Raw genomic sequence first — 15,584 nt, forward strand, 5'->3', positions numbered from 1 at the left:
TATGTCAATTAATCAATTACAAAATGATGACGCAGCCATTGCTAAGTCAAAGGCCCAGCAAAAAGTAAAAAGTGAGTCACTAACTCCACTTCAGCGTAAAATAAGAAAACTAAAACGTGATCCCAAACTATTTTTAGCCGACTCTAAAGCTTATGTTGGGGCGCAAAAGACTGTCTATCTCACCCGAGCTAAGATGGGATCTTTTGCTTTCGTGGTGTTGGCATCACTGCTAGTGATCATCTATTACAGTGTCATCGCGTCACCTAGGTATGTGAGTCAAGTGCAGTTTGTCGTTAAACAGGTCAGTAGCAGTGACATACCAGTAATAGGCTTAGCCGCTATCGGCACATCATCCCCCTCGACTAGAGATGCGTTAATTTTGCAGGAGTATATTCTTTCCTCCGAGATGGCTCTGGCATTGGATGATCTGTTAAATCTTAAAGCCCACTTCCAGCAAAACCAGTGGGATATCTTAAGTCGACTAAAAGCCGATAGCACTCAAGAGGAGTATATCGAGTTTTATCAAAAGCATATTAAAGCTGTATATAACGAGATGTCTGAGATCTTACTGATAGAGGTGCAAAGTTTCGATGCAGACTTCTCCCTTAAGCTTGCTAAAGCAGTACTATCAACCAGTGAAACCTTTATTAATCAGCTTGGTGAGGGGATGGCTGTTCAACAGAGGCAGTATGCACAGAGTGAAGTACATAGGGCCTACGATGAGTTAAAGCGACAACAGGTCAGCTTACTGAAATTTCAGGATGAAAATAATCTATACAACCCAGAGATTAAAAGTGCAGCTCTGGTCGAAGCCGTAAACGGGCTAGAGTCAGCCATCATAAAGCAGAAAACTGAGCTGAAATCATTGCAAGCTTATATGCGTTCCGACACCGCCGAGATAAAAAGTAAAGAGTTTCAGGTTGCAGCCTTAGAGCAGCAACTTAACGAAGAGAAGCTTAAGCTCACAAACCAAGATCAGCTAGCACTCAATAAGGTCAATGTGGACTTTAAGGAGTTGGAGCTCAATGCCCTGCTTGCTACCGACCTATATAAGTCAGCCCTGGCTAGCTTACAGGCAATTCGAGCAGAATCCTTTAAGAACCTTAAGTATCTGCTCGTTGTCGAGCGGCCAAAATTGGCCGAGCAGGAAAAGTACCCTCAACGCCTCTACAGCATCTTTACTTGGTTTGTCGCAATCATACTCATCTATCTAGTGGGCCGCTTAATCGCGTCTGTGATTAAGGAGCATAAAGAATGAACAATAAATTGAAAACAATAATAGGGCTGTTATGCAGCTTTAGTCTTAGCCTAAGTGTATTTAGCCATACAGCAACAGCATCTACGGCAATGCAGGCCGATGTAGCTGACCAACAGCAGCAGAGCATCACCCAATCCACAGAAAACCAGAGATATGGTAATTGGTTATTCAAAGGTGGTTTTAAAGGTGAGGCATTTTCCGCAATAAACCCCGAATATCGCATCAGTCAAGGCGATAACCTCTTAGTTCAGTTGTGGGGCGGCATAGATCATCAAGCTGAAATCCCCGTCGATGCACAAGGTAATATTTTTATTCCCAAAGTGGGTCCAATAAAGGTATTAGGCGTAAAGAATGCCGATTTGAACCATGTGATACTAAAGAGTGTTAAGCGTGTCTATAAATCAAATGTAGAAGTATATGTTTCGCTGGTTTCAAGCCAAAAGGTAAAGATATTCCTATCGGGTATGGTGGTAAAGCCTGGCCTATATGAAGGACAAAGCGCCGATAGCGTGCTGCGCTTTATCGATCAGGCTGGTGGCATACGCCAAGATATGGGGAGCTACCGTCAGATCCAAGTGAAGCGAAATAATAAGCAAAAATACCAGCTAGACCTATATGCCTTCTTACAAAAAGGTGAAATGCCGGCTATGCAGCTGCAAGATGCCGATGTTATTTTTGTCGGGCCCAAGCAGGCCGAAGTTACCCTTGAAGGCGAAGTCGGTTTTAGCGGCAAGTATGAACTGACTGAGCATGAAAGCCTGCAGAGCGTACTCGATGCTGTGGTAATGGACGAAGATGCTACCCATATAACCATTATCGCCCCAGAACGCAGCAGCAATAGTAGTAACGGCATACGTAAAGTTGAGGCCAGACAATACCCGATCAACCAGATTGCTAACATCAGGCTGCAGGCGGGAGCACTTATCAAGGTAACCTCCCAGCTTAGAGCAACTAGCATCAGCATCGAACTCATCGGCGAGCACAACTCGGCCAAAGAGATAGTCTTGCCCTGGGGGGCCAACTTGGCTGATCTACAGGGTAAAATTGAATATAGCCGCTTATCTAACAAGCAGGCGATACAGCTCTATCGTAAATCGGTGGCTCAGAGGCAAAAGGATATGTTGCAGGCCTCATTAACTGCGCTGGAGCAGAGCGTCCTGACGGCCCGTTCCGAGACCAAGGAGGCTGCTTTGTTGCGCAAGGCCGAGGCCGAGGTGATATTGCAGTGGGTCGCCAAGGCGAGAAAAGCCGAGCCCAAGGGGCAAGTGCTGTTATCTGAGGGCTATGATGCCAGCAAGATCATTCTCAACCAGGGCGATACCATAGTGATCCCGGCTAAACGTAACCTGGTGATGATTCATGGTGAAGTCCTGTTTCCCACCGCCATCGCCTATAACGACAGCATGAGCATCATGGACTTTATTGATAAGTCCGGTGGTGCGACTAAAGATATCGACGACATGAACGTATTAGTGATGAAACCTAATGGCAGCTTTGTCGATATGAATGATCTGCTCGATGAGGAAAGTGAAATCGAACCCGGAGATGAAATTTTCGTGCTCGCCAAGCCTGACTTCAAGGGGTTTCAACTCACCAAAGACATCACTCAGCTGATTTACCAACTGGCCATGTCTACCGCCGTGGTGTTGGCACTGTAAATGAGAATAGGACTAATTGCCGACCAGTTTACTCATGTAGCACTGGCACTCGAACCTAATATCGATATTGTTGCTTTATCGCCACAGTTGTGGCGAATACAACTGATATTTAAACCGGTGGATATCTTATTAATAGAATCATGTTGGCAAGGTAATGATGGCCAGTGGCGGAATATGATTGCTAGCTATTCTAACCATTCCAAGTGTAAAACGATAAAACAGCTGACTAGCTATTGTAGGCAAAAAAAAATACCGACAGTATTTTGGAATAAGGAAGATCCAATTCACTATGACCGATTCAAACACAATATAGAATACTTTGATGTTTGCTTGACTACAGAAAAAGAATTAGTAAAACATTATAAACAGACATTTCCACATCTAAAGATGGTAGCCAATCAAGCATTCTTTTTCCAACCAAGGATTCACAATCCCGAGATAGGAAAAAGATTAGAAGTATTAAGTCGAAAAATTATATTTTGTGGCGGCCTTTACAAAAACGAATTTCCACTAAGGGCTCAACAGCTTGAGATGGCTGCCACAACACTAGGCAGTAAATTGGTGGTATTTGATCGTTTTGAACATAGTGATAACAGTTGGGAGTTAAGTAAAAATATAGCCAGGAAAACAGGGTTTAAATATATAGATTCTAAATCATATTACCAGTCAGGTTTAGCCCATTTAAATGTTAATACCTGTGATGGTTCCGAAACCATGATAAGTCGAAGGCTCATAGAATTACTCGCCTGCGGTACAAATGTCATTGAGTTGACCAATTTTAAAGGAAAACATTTTCTAAGCCAATATGTGCATCAAGTGAGTTCAGCAGACGAACTAGAGAGTGCTTATTTGAAATTATCTGATGATCAAACAACCATAATTGAATATCAGGAGCTAGTTGAACATTACTCTGTGAGTTGTTTTATCAGGTTCTTGAATAAATTAACTTAAAATAAAGGACTATTAAATGAAAGTTATGCTCGTTTTTGGCACTAGACCTGAAGCCATCAAGATGTGTCCAGTCATTGAGGCAATGATTGCCAACCCAAAGATCACCCCAATAGTGTGTGTAACGGGTCAACACCGTGAAATGCTAGACCAAGTATTGGAGTTATTTGAAATAAAACCGGATTATGATTTAAATATCATGAAACCAGGGCAAGACCTTACAGATATAACTACCGCAATTTTACAGAAGTTAAAACCAATACTCGCTGCTGAAAAGCCTGATCGTGTTCTTGTTCATGGAGATACCGCGACCTCTTTTGCTGCAACATTAGCTTCTTACTATCAGCAGATCCCTGTGGGTCATGTCGAGGCCGGTTTACGTACGGGAGATTTATATTCTCCTTGGCCTGAAGAAGGTATGCGTAGATTAACCGGTAGTTTAGCCGATCAACATTACACTCCGACAACGGGGTCACTCAAAAACCTAATTTTAGAGAATGTAGATCCAGAGAGTATTTTTGTTACTGGTAATTCAGTTATCGATGCACTGTTAATGGTTTCAGAAAAACTTGATAGCTGCATGGAGATGAATAAAGAGCTGATTGAGAAGTTTTCATTTATCGATCCGAATAAAAAACTCATTCTTGTTACGGGGCACCGCCGTGAAAATCACGGTGATGGATTTGAGAATATCTGTAAAGCACTAGGTGAACTAGCGACTCGAGATGATGTTCAAATTGTCTACCCCGTTCACTTAAATCCCAATGTACAAGAGCCTGTAAATCGTAATTTAAAAGGCGTAGATAATATATTCTTAATTGAACCACAAGATTATTTGCCCTTCGTTTATCTGATGAAGAAGTGTTACCTCATTCTTACCGACTCAGGTGGGATACAAGAAGAAGCCCCAACACTCGGAAAACCAGTTCTTTGTATGCGTAATACTACCGAGCGGCCGGCTGCAGTTAAAGCTGGGACCGTCAAATTGGTAGGTACTTGTCACAAGACCATTATCGCGGTGACAACCCGCTTATTAGATGATGAGCTGGCTTATCAGGTAATGAGTCATGCAAACAACCCCTATGGTGACGGTAAAACAAGTCAGCATATTGTTGATGCAATACTCGGAACCGATGGTGCACTTGTAACCCATATAGACAGTAAAATCGTTGCCTAATTAACTGCCACCTTAAAGCATTTAGTAAATATTGGCTCTTAACGATATGACTAAGTGCCACAAATCTGAAAGAGAAATACCATGAAATTCAATACCATTTCTATTGTTGGCTTAGGCTATATAGGTCTTCCTACAGCTGCAGTCATTGCTGGTAACGGTATACGCGTCAAAGGTGTCGATGTGAGTGAATATGTAGTTAACTGCATCAATCAAGGCAAAATTCACATTGTTGAGCCCGGTCTTGAACTGCTAGTCAAAACATCAGTTGAAGCTGGTTTTCTAACAGCTCATACAGAGTCACAGCCAGCGGATGCATTTTTAATTGCCGTACCTACGCCATTTAAAGGTGACGACTATGAGCCAGATCTTAAATACATTGAGGCTGCGGCTAAAGCTTTAGCCACAAAGCTTGTTAAAGGCAACCTAGTTGTCTTAGAGTCTACTTCTCCGATAGGTGCAACTGAAAAAATGGCGGCCTGGTTACATGAAGTCAGGCCAGACTTAAGCTTCCCGCAAACAGTAGGTGAAGGTGAAATTGCTGATATTCTGGTAGCTCACTGCCCTGAGCGTGTACTGCCTGGACAAGTTATACGTGAACTTGTTGAAAATGATCGTGTCATCGGTGGCATGGACCAAGCGAGTACCGATGCGGCAACGGCCGTATATAAGATGTTTGTTCATAAAGGTAACTGCATTGCGACCAATGCCCGTACTGCTGAGATGGCAAAGCTAACGGAAAATGCCAGCCGTGATGTACAGATTGCTTTTGCCAATGAGTTGTCGATGATCTGTGACAAACAAGGTATAGATGTGTGGGAGCTTATCGAACTTGCTAATCTTCATCCTAGAGTCAATATCTTACAGCCAGGTGCCGGAGTAGGTGGTCACTGCATAGCGGTCGACCCTTGGTTTATAGTCAACCAAAACCCAGATGAGGCTAAGCTTATACATCAAGCTCGTAAAACTAATGATTTTAAGCCTGAGTGGGTGATAAATAAAATTGAAGATGCTGTTAAAAGTATAGATAACCCGAAAATTGCCTGCTTAGGCTTAGCCTTTAAGCCTGATATTGATGACTTACGTGAAAGCCCTGCCTTAGAAATAACCAAAGCATTAGCAATAAAAGGCTATAACATCTTAGCTGTTGAGCCAAATATTGACGAATTACCGGCTAAGTTTAGTAGCCTTGAAAATATTAAGCTTACACCTTTTAAAGATGCTGTAGAGCAAGCAGATCTTGTTGCTGTATTAGTTAAGCATAAAGAGTTTGTTGGTATGGTGACGAGCCTAAATAAACTGGACTTTGTTAATGCTAAATAACATCACTAAATAATAATTGTCCAAAATTAACCGGCTGAAAACGCGGCCATATTTTTGAGTGATAAATGATTATATGATGAGTTATAGTTTATCCCAACGTGACACTAGTAGGTAACGGTGGTGAATCTATTAATTTTTTGAAATTATCATATACGTTATTACCTTGCCAAATATAATAAAGTAAATCCATGAAAAAAACTAATCCTCGCATAGCTAAAAAAATCGCTAAGAGAAATAGAAAGAACGTATTAAATTCCATAGACTCTTCGTTATCAAATACCAAAGAGAAATCTGAGTTAAATTTAAAATATATTCAACAGAATATAAACAATGAACTACAACAGGAAGAGGAAGTTTTCGAGCTAAAAAAACAACTCAATGAAGTAAGGCTAAAATACCGGCATGTCATCGAATCTCATGCAAGTTTTAAGCAACAGCTGGGTGAAAGGGAACAATTGAACCCAAAGACAGAAGAGCTCAAGCTGCAACCTGAAGAAGTTCAGCAGCAATTAAAATACCTGCAGCAGCAACTAGATATCGCTAAATCTAAGCAGATGGCCGATCAAATTAGCATGACAGAGCTTAAACGCAACAACCTGAAAAATCGTATTTCCTTAGGAGAAAAGCAGCTGGAACAAACTAAGTTGGATCAGCAGTTATTGGATGGGAAATATCAAATAGTCAAAGTGAAAAATCATCTTTCTTATAAATTAGGTCACAGCCTTATTAACTCCACTAAGAGTTGGCGTAACCTGTTCTCCTTGCCTCGTGACTTGCTCAGAATCCGTGCGGAAGCCAAACGTAAACGTGGCATACTTGAAGAGAAAACACTGCAAAATAAGATCCTTCTCGTGTCACCTCCAGAGCAAGAGAAAGACTTACTAAATCTAAAAAGGGAGTTGCAATACCTGCCGGTTCTCAGTGATGCTTCTAAACTAAAAGGTCTAAAAATTGCGTGTGTGATGGATACCTTTACCTATGAATGCTATGCACCCGAAGCGGTATTACTACAACTAACCCCCGACAACTGGCAGGCTGAGTTAGAGGCATTTACGCCGGATATGTTGTTTATAGAATCTGCTTGGCGCGGCAAGGATGAATTGTGGGGCAACAAGGTTGGCCACACCAGTCAGGAGCTGGTTAATATAGTTCAATGGTGTAAGGAGAACCGAGTAACTACCATGTTCTGGAACAAGGAAGATCCCATCCATTTTGAGAATTTCCTAAATACTGCCAAGTTGTTTGATCATATTTTTACCACAGATATTGACTGTATCAGCCGTTACAAGAAGGCATTAGGGCATAATCAAGTATATTTTTTACCGTTTGCGGCTCAGCCTAAACTGCATAATCCGGTAGAAAAATATCAACGCCAAGATAAGTTTTGTTTTGCTGGTGCTTATTATGTTAAATATCCAGAACGTACCAAAGACCTGAATAATTTCGTATTTACCTTGCCTGAATATCGGGATATTGAGATATATGATAGGAACTTTGGCAAGAATGACCCCAACTATATGTTTCCGGAGGAGTACCAACCATTTATTGTGGGCACTCTGTCTTATGATCAAATTGACAAGGCATACAAGGGCTATAATTACGCCATCAACCTCAATTCTATCAAACAGTCTCAGTCCATGTTTGCTAGACGGGTGTTTGAGCTCTTGGCTTCCAATACTGTCACTGTAAGTAATTTTTCCCATGGGATGCGACTTATGTTCGGAGAGCTGGTATTTACCAGCGACTCAGGCGAAGAAATTGTCCGCCGTCTAACAAAGCTAACTGGTGATGAGCTGAAGCTGAAACAATTTAGATTGTTAGCTCTGCGAAAAGTGATGTCTGAGCACACCTATCAAGACAGACTAAACTACATTCATAGCAAATTGGCTAACACTAAAATGCTGGCAGTGCATCCAAAAGTACAGGTATTGTCTTATGCAAAAACACCTGAGGCATTAGAATATATTTATCAAAGTTTTCAGTGCCAAAATTATGACCATAAATTCCTGACTGTGGTCATATCTGGTTTTGAATCTGTACCAGATTGGCTGCAGGATCAAAATGATGTCCACCTGCTTACACCAATCGAGGCTGACTCTATTGCTCTGGATAAATGGGCTGAAGATAGTTGGGTATCAGTGATGGTTCCTGAAGACTTTTATGGTGAGGAGTACCTCACCGATTTGGTGCTGGCCATTCGTTATACAGACCATAAAGTTATAGGGAAAAAGGCTTACTACCGCTGGCAAGAAAATCTTGTTAAGAGCTACCCTAAGGCTGAATACGAGCAGGTGTCAGGTTTAACTCTAAGGCAAAGTCTGATGGCTGCTTCTATGCTGCCAGTTATGAGTCTTCGACAGTGGTTACCGTCCTTATACACTTGGAAGGCGGATGGGCCCCATTTTAGTATTGATAGCTTTAGCTACTGCATGAATGGCATGGGCCATTGTGAAGCATTACCTGAGTTTCAATCTCCTGCGGGTATTAATACAGGGATGAATTTGGCTGAACTACAGGTCAAAGCAGAACTTATGGCACCAGCTGCATTGGATATCAGTAAATTAAAAACCATAAAGCCTGCAGAATTATCAGCATGCTTCAAACCAGGACGCGACAGTCAGTGTGTATCGGCTCTGGCCAATGGTAAGTTGCAAATAGCCTCTCAGTTACCTGATGGCAAACATGAGTACTGGTATTCCAGTAAGGATTTTTCTGCGGCTGAATTAAATGCTAAAGGTGGCAAGCTGGTACTACATCTTGAAACCAGTCCAGGACTAAACCTGCAAATGGTGATGCTGTTTCTGGATATTAATAAGCAACGACTCAGCCATACCATTTTTTCAGCTAACAAAAATTCAGAAATTATTATCCCACAAGATGCGGTTTTCCTACGCCCTGCTCTGCGGGTATACGCTGGTGGTAACTCTGAGATAAGTAATTTTTATCTTGAGGAAAAGCCCGATACATTGATTGATCAACTTGGTACCAATGAATTTCTTATTTTAACCAACCACTATCCAAGTTATGACAATCTATATCGAAATGGATTTGTTCATAGTCGCGTTAGAGCATATAAAGAATTAGATGTTCAATGTGACATTTACAAATTAAATCTGGGAACCGCAACCAAATATGATGAATTCGAGGGGATAAGAGTTACTGAAGGGGGCCAAGAACAACTACTGGATTTGTTAGCTAAAGGAAGCTACAAAAAGGTACTAGTCCATTTCTTAGATAGCCATATGTGGGATATTCTTAAAAATTTTAACAATATAGAAGTATTAGTTTGGGTCCATGGTGCAGAGGTTCAGCCATTTCATCGTCGGGAATACAATTACATCAATGCATCAACAGATGTAATCCGCAAGGCAAAGAAGGACAGTGAGGAACGACTTGAATTTTGGAGAGAACTACTTAAAATTGTACCATCAAATCTGCATCTGATCTTTGTTTCAAAATATTTCGCAGAAGAAGTAATGGAAGATTTAGAATTAAGATTACCTGATGGGAAATACTCTATTATTCATAATCCTATTGATACAGATATTTTTAACTATGTAGAAAAAGATCCACAGCAGAGATTAAAAATATTATCAATTAGGCCTTATGCTTCAGCAAAATATGCAAATGATCTTAGTGTAAAGGCTATCTTAGAGTTGAGTAAAGAATCTTTCTTTGATGAATTAGAATTCAGAATTATTGGTGATGGGCCTCTGTTTGATGAAATATTGAAGCCTTTAAGGGAGTTCAAAAATGTGATTATCGAAAGGAAATTTTTGAAACAAAGTGAGATTGCTGAGCTGCATAAGGACTACGGTATCTTTCTAACGCCAACACGTATGGATGCACAGGGGGTTTCTAGAGATGAGGCCATGGCTTCGGGGCTGGTGCCTATAACCAATGCTGTTGCGGCTATCCCAGAATTTGTTGATGAAGAATGTGGCATTCTTGCGGAGGATAATGATTATATTAAGATGGCTGAGGGGTTAACAAGCCTATATAAGGATAAAAATTTATTTTCGAGAATGAGTCAAAACTGTACGAAGCGGGTTGGGTATCAGCTGTCACATAAAAAAATAATTGATCATGAATTAAGTTTATTACGTTGATTCTCTATCTGTAATGTTTAACTATTCTCGTATTTTTCCATTTTTTATCTGCCTTTTTTTAAGAGATTTTATTTTGAAGATATTTATTTATGGTGAGTGTGTCAGTCGTGATATTTTTGATTTCATCGATGCTGAAAACTACGACTTGGTTGGGTATTATGCTAGGAGCTCCTATGCAAGTTCGTTTAGTCAAACACCCGTCAAGGATATATGGAGTGATAATATAAAGTCAAATTTTCAACGTAGAATGGTCAGGACTGATTTGGATAAGTGTTTAATTGATTTTATTGATGCTGAAGAATTTGATATTTTATTACTTGATTTTTATATGGAGAGACATTCACTATTTATTTTTGATGATGGATCTCGGTGTACAATATCTTCTGAACTTATCTCTAGTGGTTTCGATACTAGGAAATTATCTGGTCGAGTAATTAAACCTTTTTCAGATGAAATGTATGATCTGTGGGAGGCTGGTTGGGAAAAGTTTTTGAAGGTCGTTGATTCTTTAGACGTTAGAAATAAAGTGGTTATAAATAAACTTTTTTGGGCTCATGTAATAGAGAACGGAAATGATTTTGGTGACTTATTTCATTCTAACTCAATCGATATTGTAAATAAATATTTGCAGCGGATCTACAATAGAGTTTCAGTAGACTTTAAAGCTAAGCAGTTTATTGGTTTTGATGAATCTTTAAATATTGCGTCATCCTCACATAAATGGGGGCTTAGTCCAATGCATTATATCGATGAAGCATACGTTGAGATGGGAAGGAAGCTAAATGATATTTACTCTAGACTTTGTGATGATTCGGAAAATGTAAACGTTCATAAATCAACCTCTTCTGAACCAGTATCTATAAAAAGTATTGATGATATTTTGAATGGCCGTGCTGTTGAGGGAATGAATAAAGTTGTTTTTAATGATGGGAATGAAGTCGCTATATTTTTAAAAAATTCTCATTTGATTGGTGCTAGTCAGGATACCAATGAAAAAGGAAGGCTAGCTATTTCCTTTAGTGGTGCCGTTTCAAATACGTCAGGTAAGAAAGGACCATTTTTCTCAGGACTGAGTATATCAAGCGAGTTAGGTATACCACTCGTGGCGATTTCTGATCCCACTCTTAATCTATGTGATGATTTACCTCTTGCATGGTATGCAGGAAATGAGAAGTTTCCAAATTGCTTAAGGTCTATTTCAGTGTTGGTAGACTCAATTGCTGAAGCCTATAATGTGGACTTGGTTATTTTTGGTGGTTCAGGTGGCGGCTTTGCCTCTCTTGCAGTAGCTAAAAATATTAGAAGTAAAGCTTCTATTTTTGTCTGGAACCCTCAAACAACAATTACAAAATATGTTTATACATTCGTTGAACAGTATATGAGAGTTGGATTCCCTAGTTTTTTTGGGGAAGGTGATAGTGGCCTCGATAAAATAAATGAAATTCTAGACACATTAAAAATAGATTACAAGTTAAAGGGTTTAGACTATAAAGAGAATATTTCAATAATATATTTCCAGAACCAATCTGATTGGCATACTAATGTTCATGCAGTTCCATTTTTGAGAGAGTTAACTCCATTAAGATCGAGTGATTGCACATTTGTGTCAAGAGAAGCTCGTAATGTTGCCTATTTTGGTGACTGGGGCGACGGTCTCGCAGCCCCAGATACACAGGTTATAAAGCAAGTGTTATTAGATTTGTTTTCTGGTTCCCCCCCAATAGATATAGAAAGAAAACTTCGCTTAGGTGATTATTTTCATAACACTCCTCCTTTTTTTGAGGCGTTAGTTTTAGATGATAGCGAGTGGAGTGTTGTTTCATCTGTCGACAAAGGCTGTGTCGAGTGTAGTATCAGATTTAATGAGTCTGTGAATGGGAAGTATCAATTTGCCTTTTATTTTATTGTTGATGGAGTTAAGAATGATATTAGAGGGTATGATAACTTAAATATGGCTGTGTTTAAGTTACCAGAAAGTTATGAGTCTATCGAAGTCGTTGGCTTTGCTATGGATGTACATGGAAATAGGTGGGTAAATAAATCTAGACTTATTTAAATCGTTTGATTATTACTGTGCGAGTCTTAAATTTAATGGTTATATGTTTTAACGCAACGTTACTATTAAGTCTGATATTTGTAATGTTATTTTAGTTTGGTTTGGTTTAGTTTGATCATAAGATGAAGTAAGATTATTTCTTATATATCCGTTTATTTATTTGGACTAGCATCATTGTTTTAATAGTTTATTATTCAGCAGTGACTACAGTACTTATTATGAAAAGTTTCTCAATACAATTATCAGTCAAAACTCAGTGTGAATGAGTGTGAAACGCGATTTTTTTAGCATATTTAATTTTTTTCGTTGAAGATTTTTAGTGAATTAGTATCATCTATATCCTCTGATATATTTCTATCATAAGACCTGTATGATTAACGTTCTGTCAATGCTGTTGTTTTACCCTCAAAGATATTCCAATAACCTCCAAAGTTACAATAAACCTATAATAGGTAAATAATGAATCAAAAATACTTCGGTACTGACGGTATTCGCGGCAAGGTTGGTAATTTTCCGATCACCCCAGACTTTGCTCTTAAGCTTGGCTGGGCTGTCGGTAAAGTGCTTGCCGGCAATGGCACTCAGGAAGTCCTGATAGGTAAAGATACTCGATCAAGTGGCTATATGCTTGAATCTGCAATTGAAGCTGGTTTGTCTGCCGCGGGTGTCAATGTCGCCCTAGTTGGCCCAATGCCTACTCCTGCAATTGCTTATTTGACCTCAACCTTTAGGGCTAATGCCGGTGTTGTTATCAGTGCATCCCACAACCCATTTTATGATAATGGCATTAAATTTTTTTCTAAAAATGGCACTAAGCTCACTTGTGCTCAAGAGCAGGAAATAGAAGACCTGCTGGATAAGGCCTTGAATCATAATGCCATGCAGTGTGTTGAGTCGAGTAAGCTGGGCAAGGTGCGCCGCATAGACGATGCTGCTGGTCGCTATATTGAATTTTGCAAAGGTTCTTTTCCAACTAAACTGTCTCTCAAAGGTCTTAAACTTGTCATAGATTGTGCTAATGGTGCAGCCTATCAGGTTGCTCCTGCTGTGTATCGTGAGCTGGGCGCAGAGGTCATAGCGATTCATGTTGAGCCTAATGGCATTAATATTAATCATGAATGCGGTGCGACCCATATGCATAGCTTGCAGCAAGCAGTACTTGAGCATAAGGCCGATATTGGGATTGCCCTTGATGGCGATGCTGACCGAGTCATGTTGGTCGATCATTGCGGTGCAGTAGTCGATGGTGATGAGATCCTGTATATCCTGGCGCGGGCGCAGCAAGCTAACGGCACTTTAAAGACTGGCGTTGTTGGTACACTTATGTCGAACCTCGGCCTGGAGTTGGCACTGCAAGCCATTAATATTCCTTTTGTGCGTGCCAATGTGGGTGATAAGTTCGTCGTTGAGCAGTTACTTAAACATGGCTGGCAACTTGGTGGTGAAAACTCAGGTCATATTCTAGCGTTAAACCACACAACAACCGGTGATGGTATTATCGCGTCGCTAAAAGTACTTAAGGCTATGCTTGAATCAGGATCAAGGCTTGCTCAGCTCAAACTTGGAATGACCAAGTTACCTCAAGTATTGATTAACGTCCGTGTGAGCGATAAGCAAGCGGATGATGTATTGCTGTCAGATATTGTAAAGAATGCAGTAAATGAGACCGAGCGTTCCCTAGGTACTAATGGCCGCGTTTTACTGCGTAAATCTGGTACCGAGCCACTTATACGGGTGATGGTTGAAGCTAAAGATCCATTACTGACTCGAGCTAAAGCTGAGTATATAGCGGAGGCGGTTCAACTCGCTGGCAGTTAATTTTAGTTCTAGTTCTAGTTCTAGTTCTAGTTCTAGTTCTAGTTCTAGTTCTAGTTCTATTGTTCTTGGTATTAATAATTAACCCCCGCGCACAGTTGGCAGTTTTTTATCTAGGATGTTAATTACCTATGCAAAGTGTACTCCCTTTGGTTTCATTCATTGTGCCATTTACCGAACGTTCGTATTTGCCCTTCGATGCTCGGCTCAGCTTATTATTAACTGAACTTTGTTCGCTGGCCAATTGTGAGGTGATTTTGCATGTCACTGGCGTCATAAGCGATAAATACAGTCAAGTTATACGTCAATTAGAGTCGTCATTAGTTGTTGTACAACAAGTCAAAAGCGATAACGACACTTACTCTGCTGGTCAAGCCAGAAATCATGCTGTCACAGTGGCAAAAAGCGACTATATATTTTTTATCGATGCTGACTTGGCTGTTGCTCCTGAGTTATTTTCCCAATTGAAAGCCAGAGTACACAAGCTTGCAACTATCGGCCCTTTTGCGTTTGAAATGTACCCTTGTTTGTATTTAAGCCAGCAGGCAACAGTTAATTTTAAAAGTGACTTTAATGCGTATCTTGATTCATTTATGCAAGGCCACAACGACATGGCTGAAGGCATTGCCCTTGCAAGCAGTTGTCTGTTGCTCAATCGCAATTGGTTTTTACAGCTAGGTGGTTTTGATATTGAGTTTATTGGTCATGGTGGTGAAGACTTTGGGCTTATCCATAAGTTGTGTCTGCATTACCCTATAAGTTCATTTCCAGCAGATTACGCTGATAATATCAAGGGGCAGCATCCTGGAGGATATCTGGGCTGTCGTAGATATTTTAGTTTGTATGCGTTGCAGCATTTATTTGAAGGACGTTTTTTAGTGCATTTGTGGCACTCAAGACCGCTAACTCATCATTATCATAAGCGTCGTGTGGTTAACGATAAGTTACTCAGTGATAAATTACGCCAAGTTAGGCTTATCCAACAAACGGTAACCCTTGAAAGTACAAATTCGCTACAAGCATCGTGTAAAGTAACAGGTAAGGTAGTTGCTGATCTTAATGCCAATTTTACATCATGGATGGAGTCGAACCAGATTCAGAACGGTTACCCAATTGAGAATTATCCGGGCCTGTTTAAGTGGGCTGATAATGTGGTGATAAAGCGAACATTTCGGCGGAAGTTACGCAAGCTTTATCTTAAACCAATCCTATTTTTTAAGGATATGGTCTTTAAAACATAGGC

9 protein-coding genes are annotated in these 15,584 nt (G+C 40.2%); all 9 read left to right on the plus strand.

The genetic code is table 11. The features are described from left to right. The first annotated feature begins 1 nt into the window (after position 1). The 9 genes from SVI_RS02935 (at position 2) to SVI_RS02975 (ending at position 15,582) form a co-directional block, all read left to right on the plus strand. Positions 2-1,258 carry a lipopolysaccharide biosynthesis protein gene (locus SVI_RS02935; protein ID WP_172634427.1) on the plus strand — a complete coding sequence of 419 codons (1,257 nt, stop codon included), beginning with the start codon at positions 2-4 and terminating at the stop codon, positions 1,256-1,258. After that, a complete protein-coding gene (locus SVI_RS02940; protein ID WP_013049900.1) occupies positions 1,255-2,916 on the plus strand; it encodes a polysaccharide biosynthesis/export family protein in 1,662 nt (553 codons plus the stop codon). Before SVI_RS02935 ends, SVI_RS02940 begins: the two co-directional genes overlap by 4 nt. Then, positions 2,917-3,867: a CgeB family protein gene (locus SVI_RS02945; protein WP_013049901.1), complete on the plus strand. Its 951-nt coding sequence runs from the start codon at positions 2,917-2,919 to the stop codon at positions 3,865-3,867. Between the two features lie 16 nt (positions 3,868-3,883). After that, entirely contained in the window at positions 3,884-5,041 is a 1,158-nt protein-coding gene (gene wecB / locus SVI_RS02950; RefSeq protein WP_013049902.1) for a non-hydrolyzing UDP-N-acetylglucosamine 2-epimerase, read from the plus strand. Positions 5,042-5,122: 81 nt separating this feature from the next. Then, positions 5,123-6,361 (plus strand): UDP-N-acetyl-D-mannosamine dehydrogenase, encoded by a 1,239-nt coding sequence (gene wecC, locus SVI_RS02955; protein WP_013049903.1) that lies wholly within the window; start codon positions 5,123-5,125, stop codon positions 6,359-6,361. A gap of 188 nt (positions 6,362-6,549) precedes the next feature. After that, on the plus strand, positions 6,550-10,470 hold the full coding sequence (locus SVI_RS02960) for a glycosyltransferase family protein (RefSeq protein WP_049791022.1): 3,921 nt from the start codon (positions 6,550-6,552) through the stop codon (positions 10,468-10,470). A gap of 73 nt (positions 10,471-10,543) precedes the next feature. Beyond that, complete coding sequence (locus SVI_RS20635) at positions 10,544-12,526, plus strand: DUF6270 domain-containing protein (protein WP_013049906.1); 1,983 nt, start codon at positions 10,544-10,546, stop codon at positions 12,524-12,526. A gap of 459 nt (positions 12,527-12,985) precedes the next feature. Next, the gene (gene glmM / locus SVI_RS02970) at positions 12,986-14,344 is read left to right on the plus strand and encodes a phosphoglucosamine mutase (protein WP_013049907.1); all 1,359 of its coding nucleotides are present in this window, start codon (positions 12,986-12,988) and stop codon (positions 14,342-14,344) included. A 128-nt stretch (positions 14,345-14,472) separates the two neighbouring features. Next, on the plus strand, positions 14,473-15,582 hold the full coding sequence (locus SVI_RS02975) for a glycosyltransferase (RefSeq protein WP_083779876.1): 1,110 nt from the start codon (positions 14,473-14,475) through the stop codon (positions 15,580-15,582). Positions 15,583-15,584: the final 2 nt, after the last annotated feature.

Source organism: Shewanella violacea DSS12, assembly GCF_000091325.1.
Lineage (GTDB): Bacteria > Pseudomonadota > Gammaproteobacteria > Enterobacterales > Shewanellaceae > Shewanella > Shewanella violacea.

Bases quoted from the DNA above. Each gene is read 5' to 3' on its own strand.
- wecC (WP_013049903.1), top strand. From the start codon at position 5,123: ATGAAATTCAATACCATTTCTATTGTTGGCTTAGGCTATATAGGTCTT.
- SVI_RS02935 (WP_172634427.1), top strand. From the start codon at position 2: ATGTCAATTAATCAATTACAAAATGATGACGCAGCCATTGCTAAGTCA.
- wecB (WP_013049902.1), top strand. From the start codon at position 3,884: ATGAAAGTTATGCTCGTTTTTGGCACTAGACCTGAAGCCATCAAGATG.
- SVI_RS02975 (WP_083779876.1), top strand. From the start codon at position 14,473: ATGCAAAGTGTACTCCCTTTGGTTTCATTCATTGTGCCATTTACCGAA.
- glmM (WP_013049907.1), top strand. From the start codon at position 12,986: ATGAATCAAAAATACTTCGGTACTGACGGTATTCGCGGCAAGGTTGGT.
- SVI_RS02940 (WP_013049900.1), top strand. From the start codon at position 1,255: ATGAACAATAAATTGAAAACAATAATAGGGCTGTTATGCAGCTTTAGT.
- SVI_RS02945 (WP_013049901.1), top strand. From the start codon at position 2,917: ATGAGAATAGGACTAATTGCCGACCAGTTTACTCATGTAGCACTGGCA.
- SVI_RS02960 (WP_049791022.1), top strand. From the start codon at position 6,550: ATGAAAAAAACTAATCCTCGCATAGCTAAAAAAATCGCTAAGAGAAAT.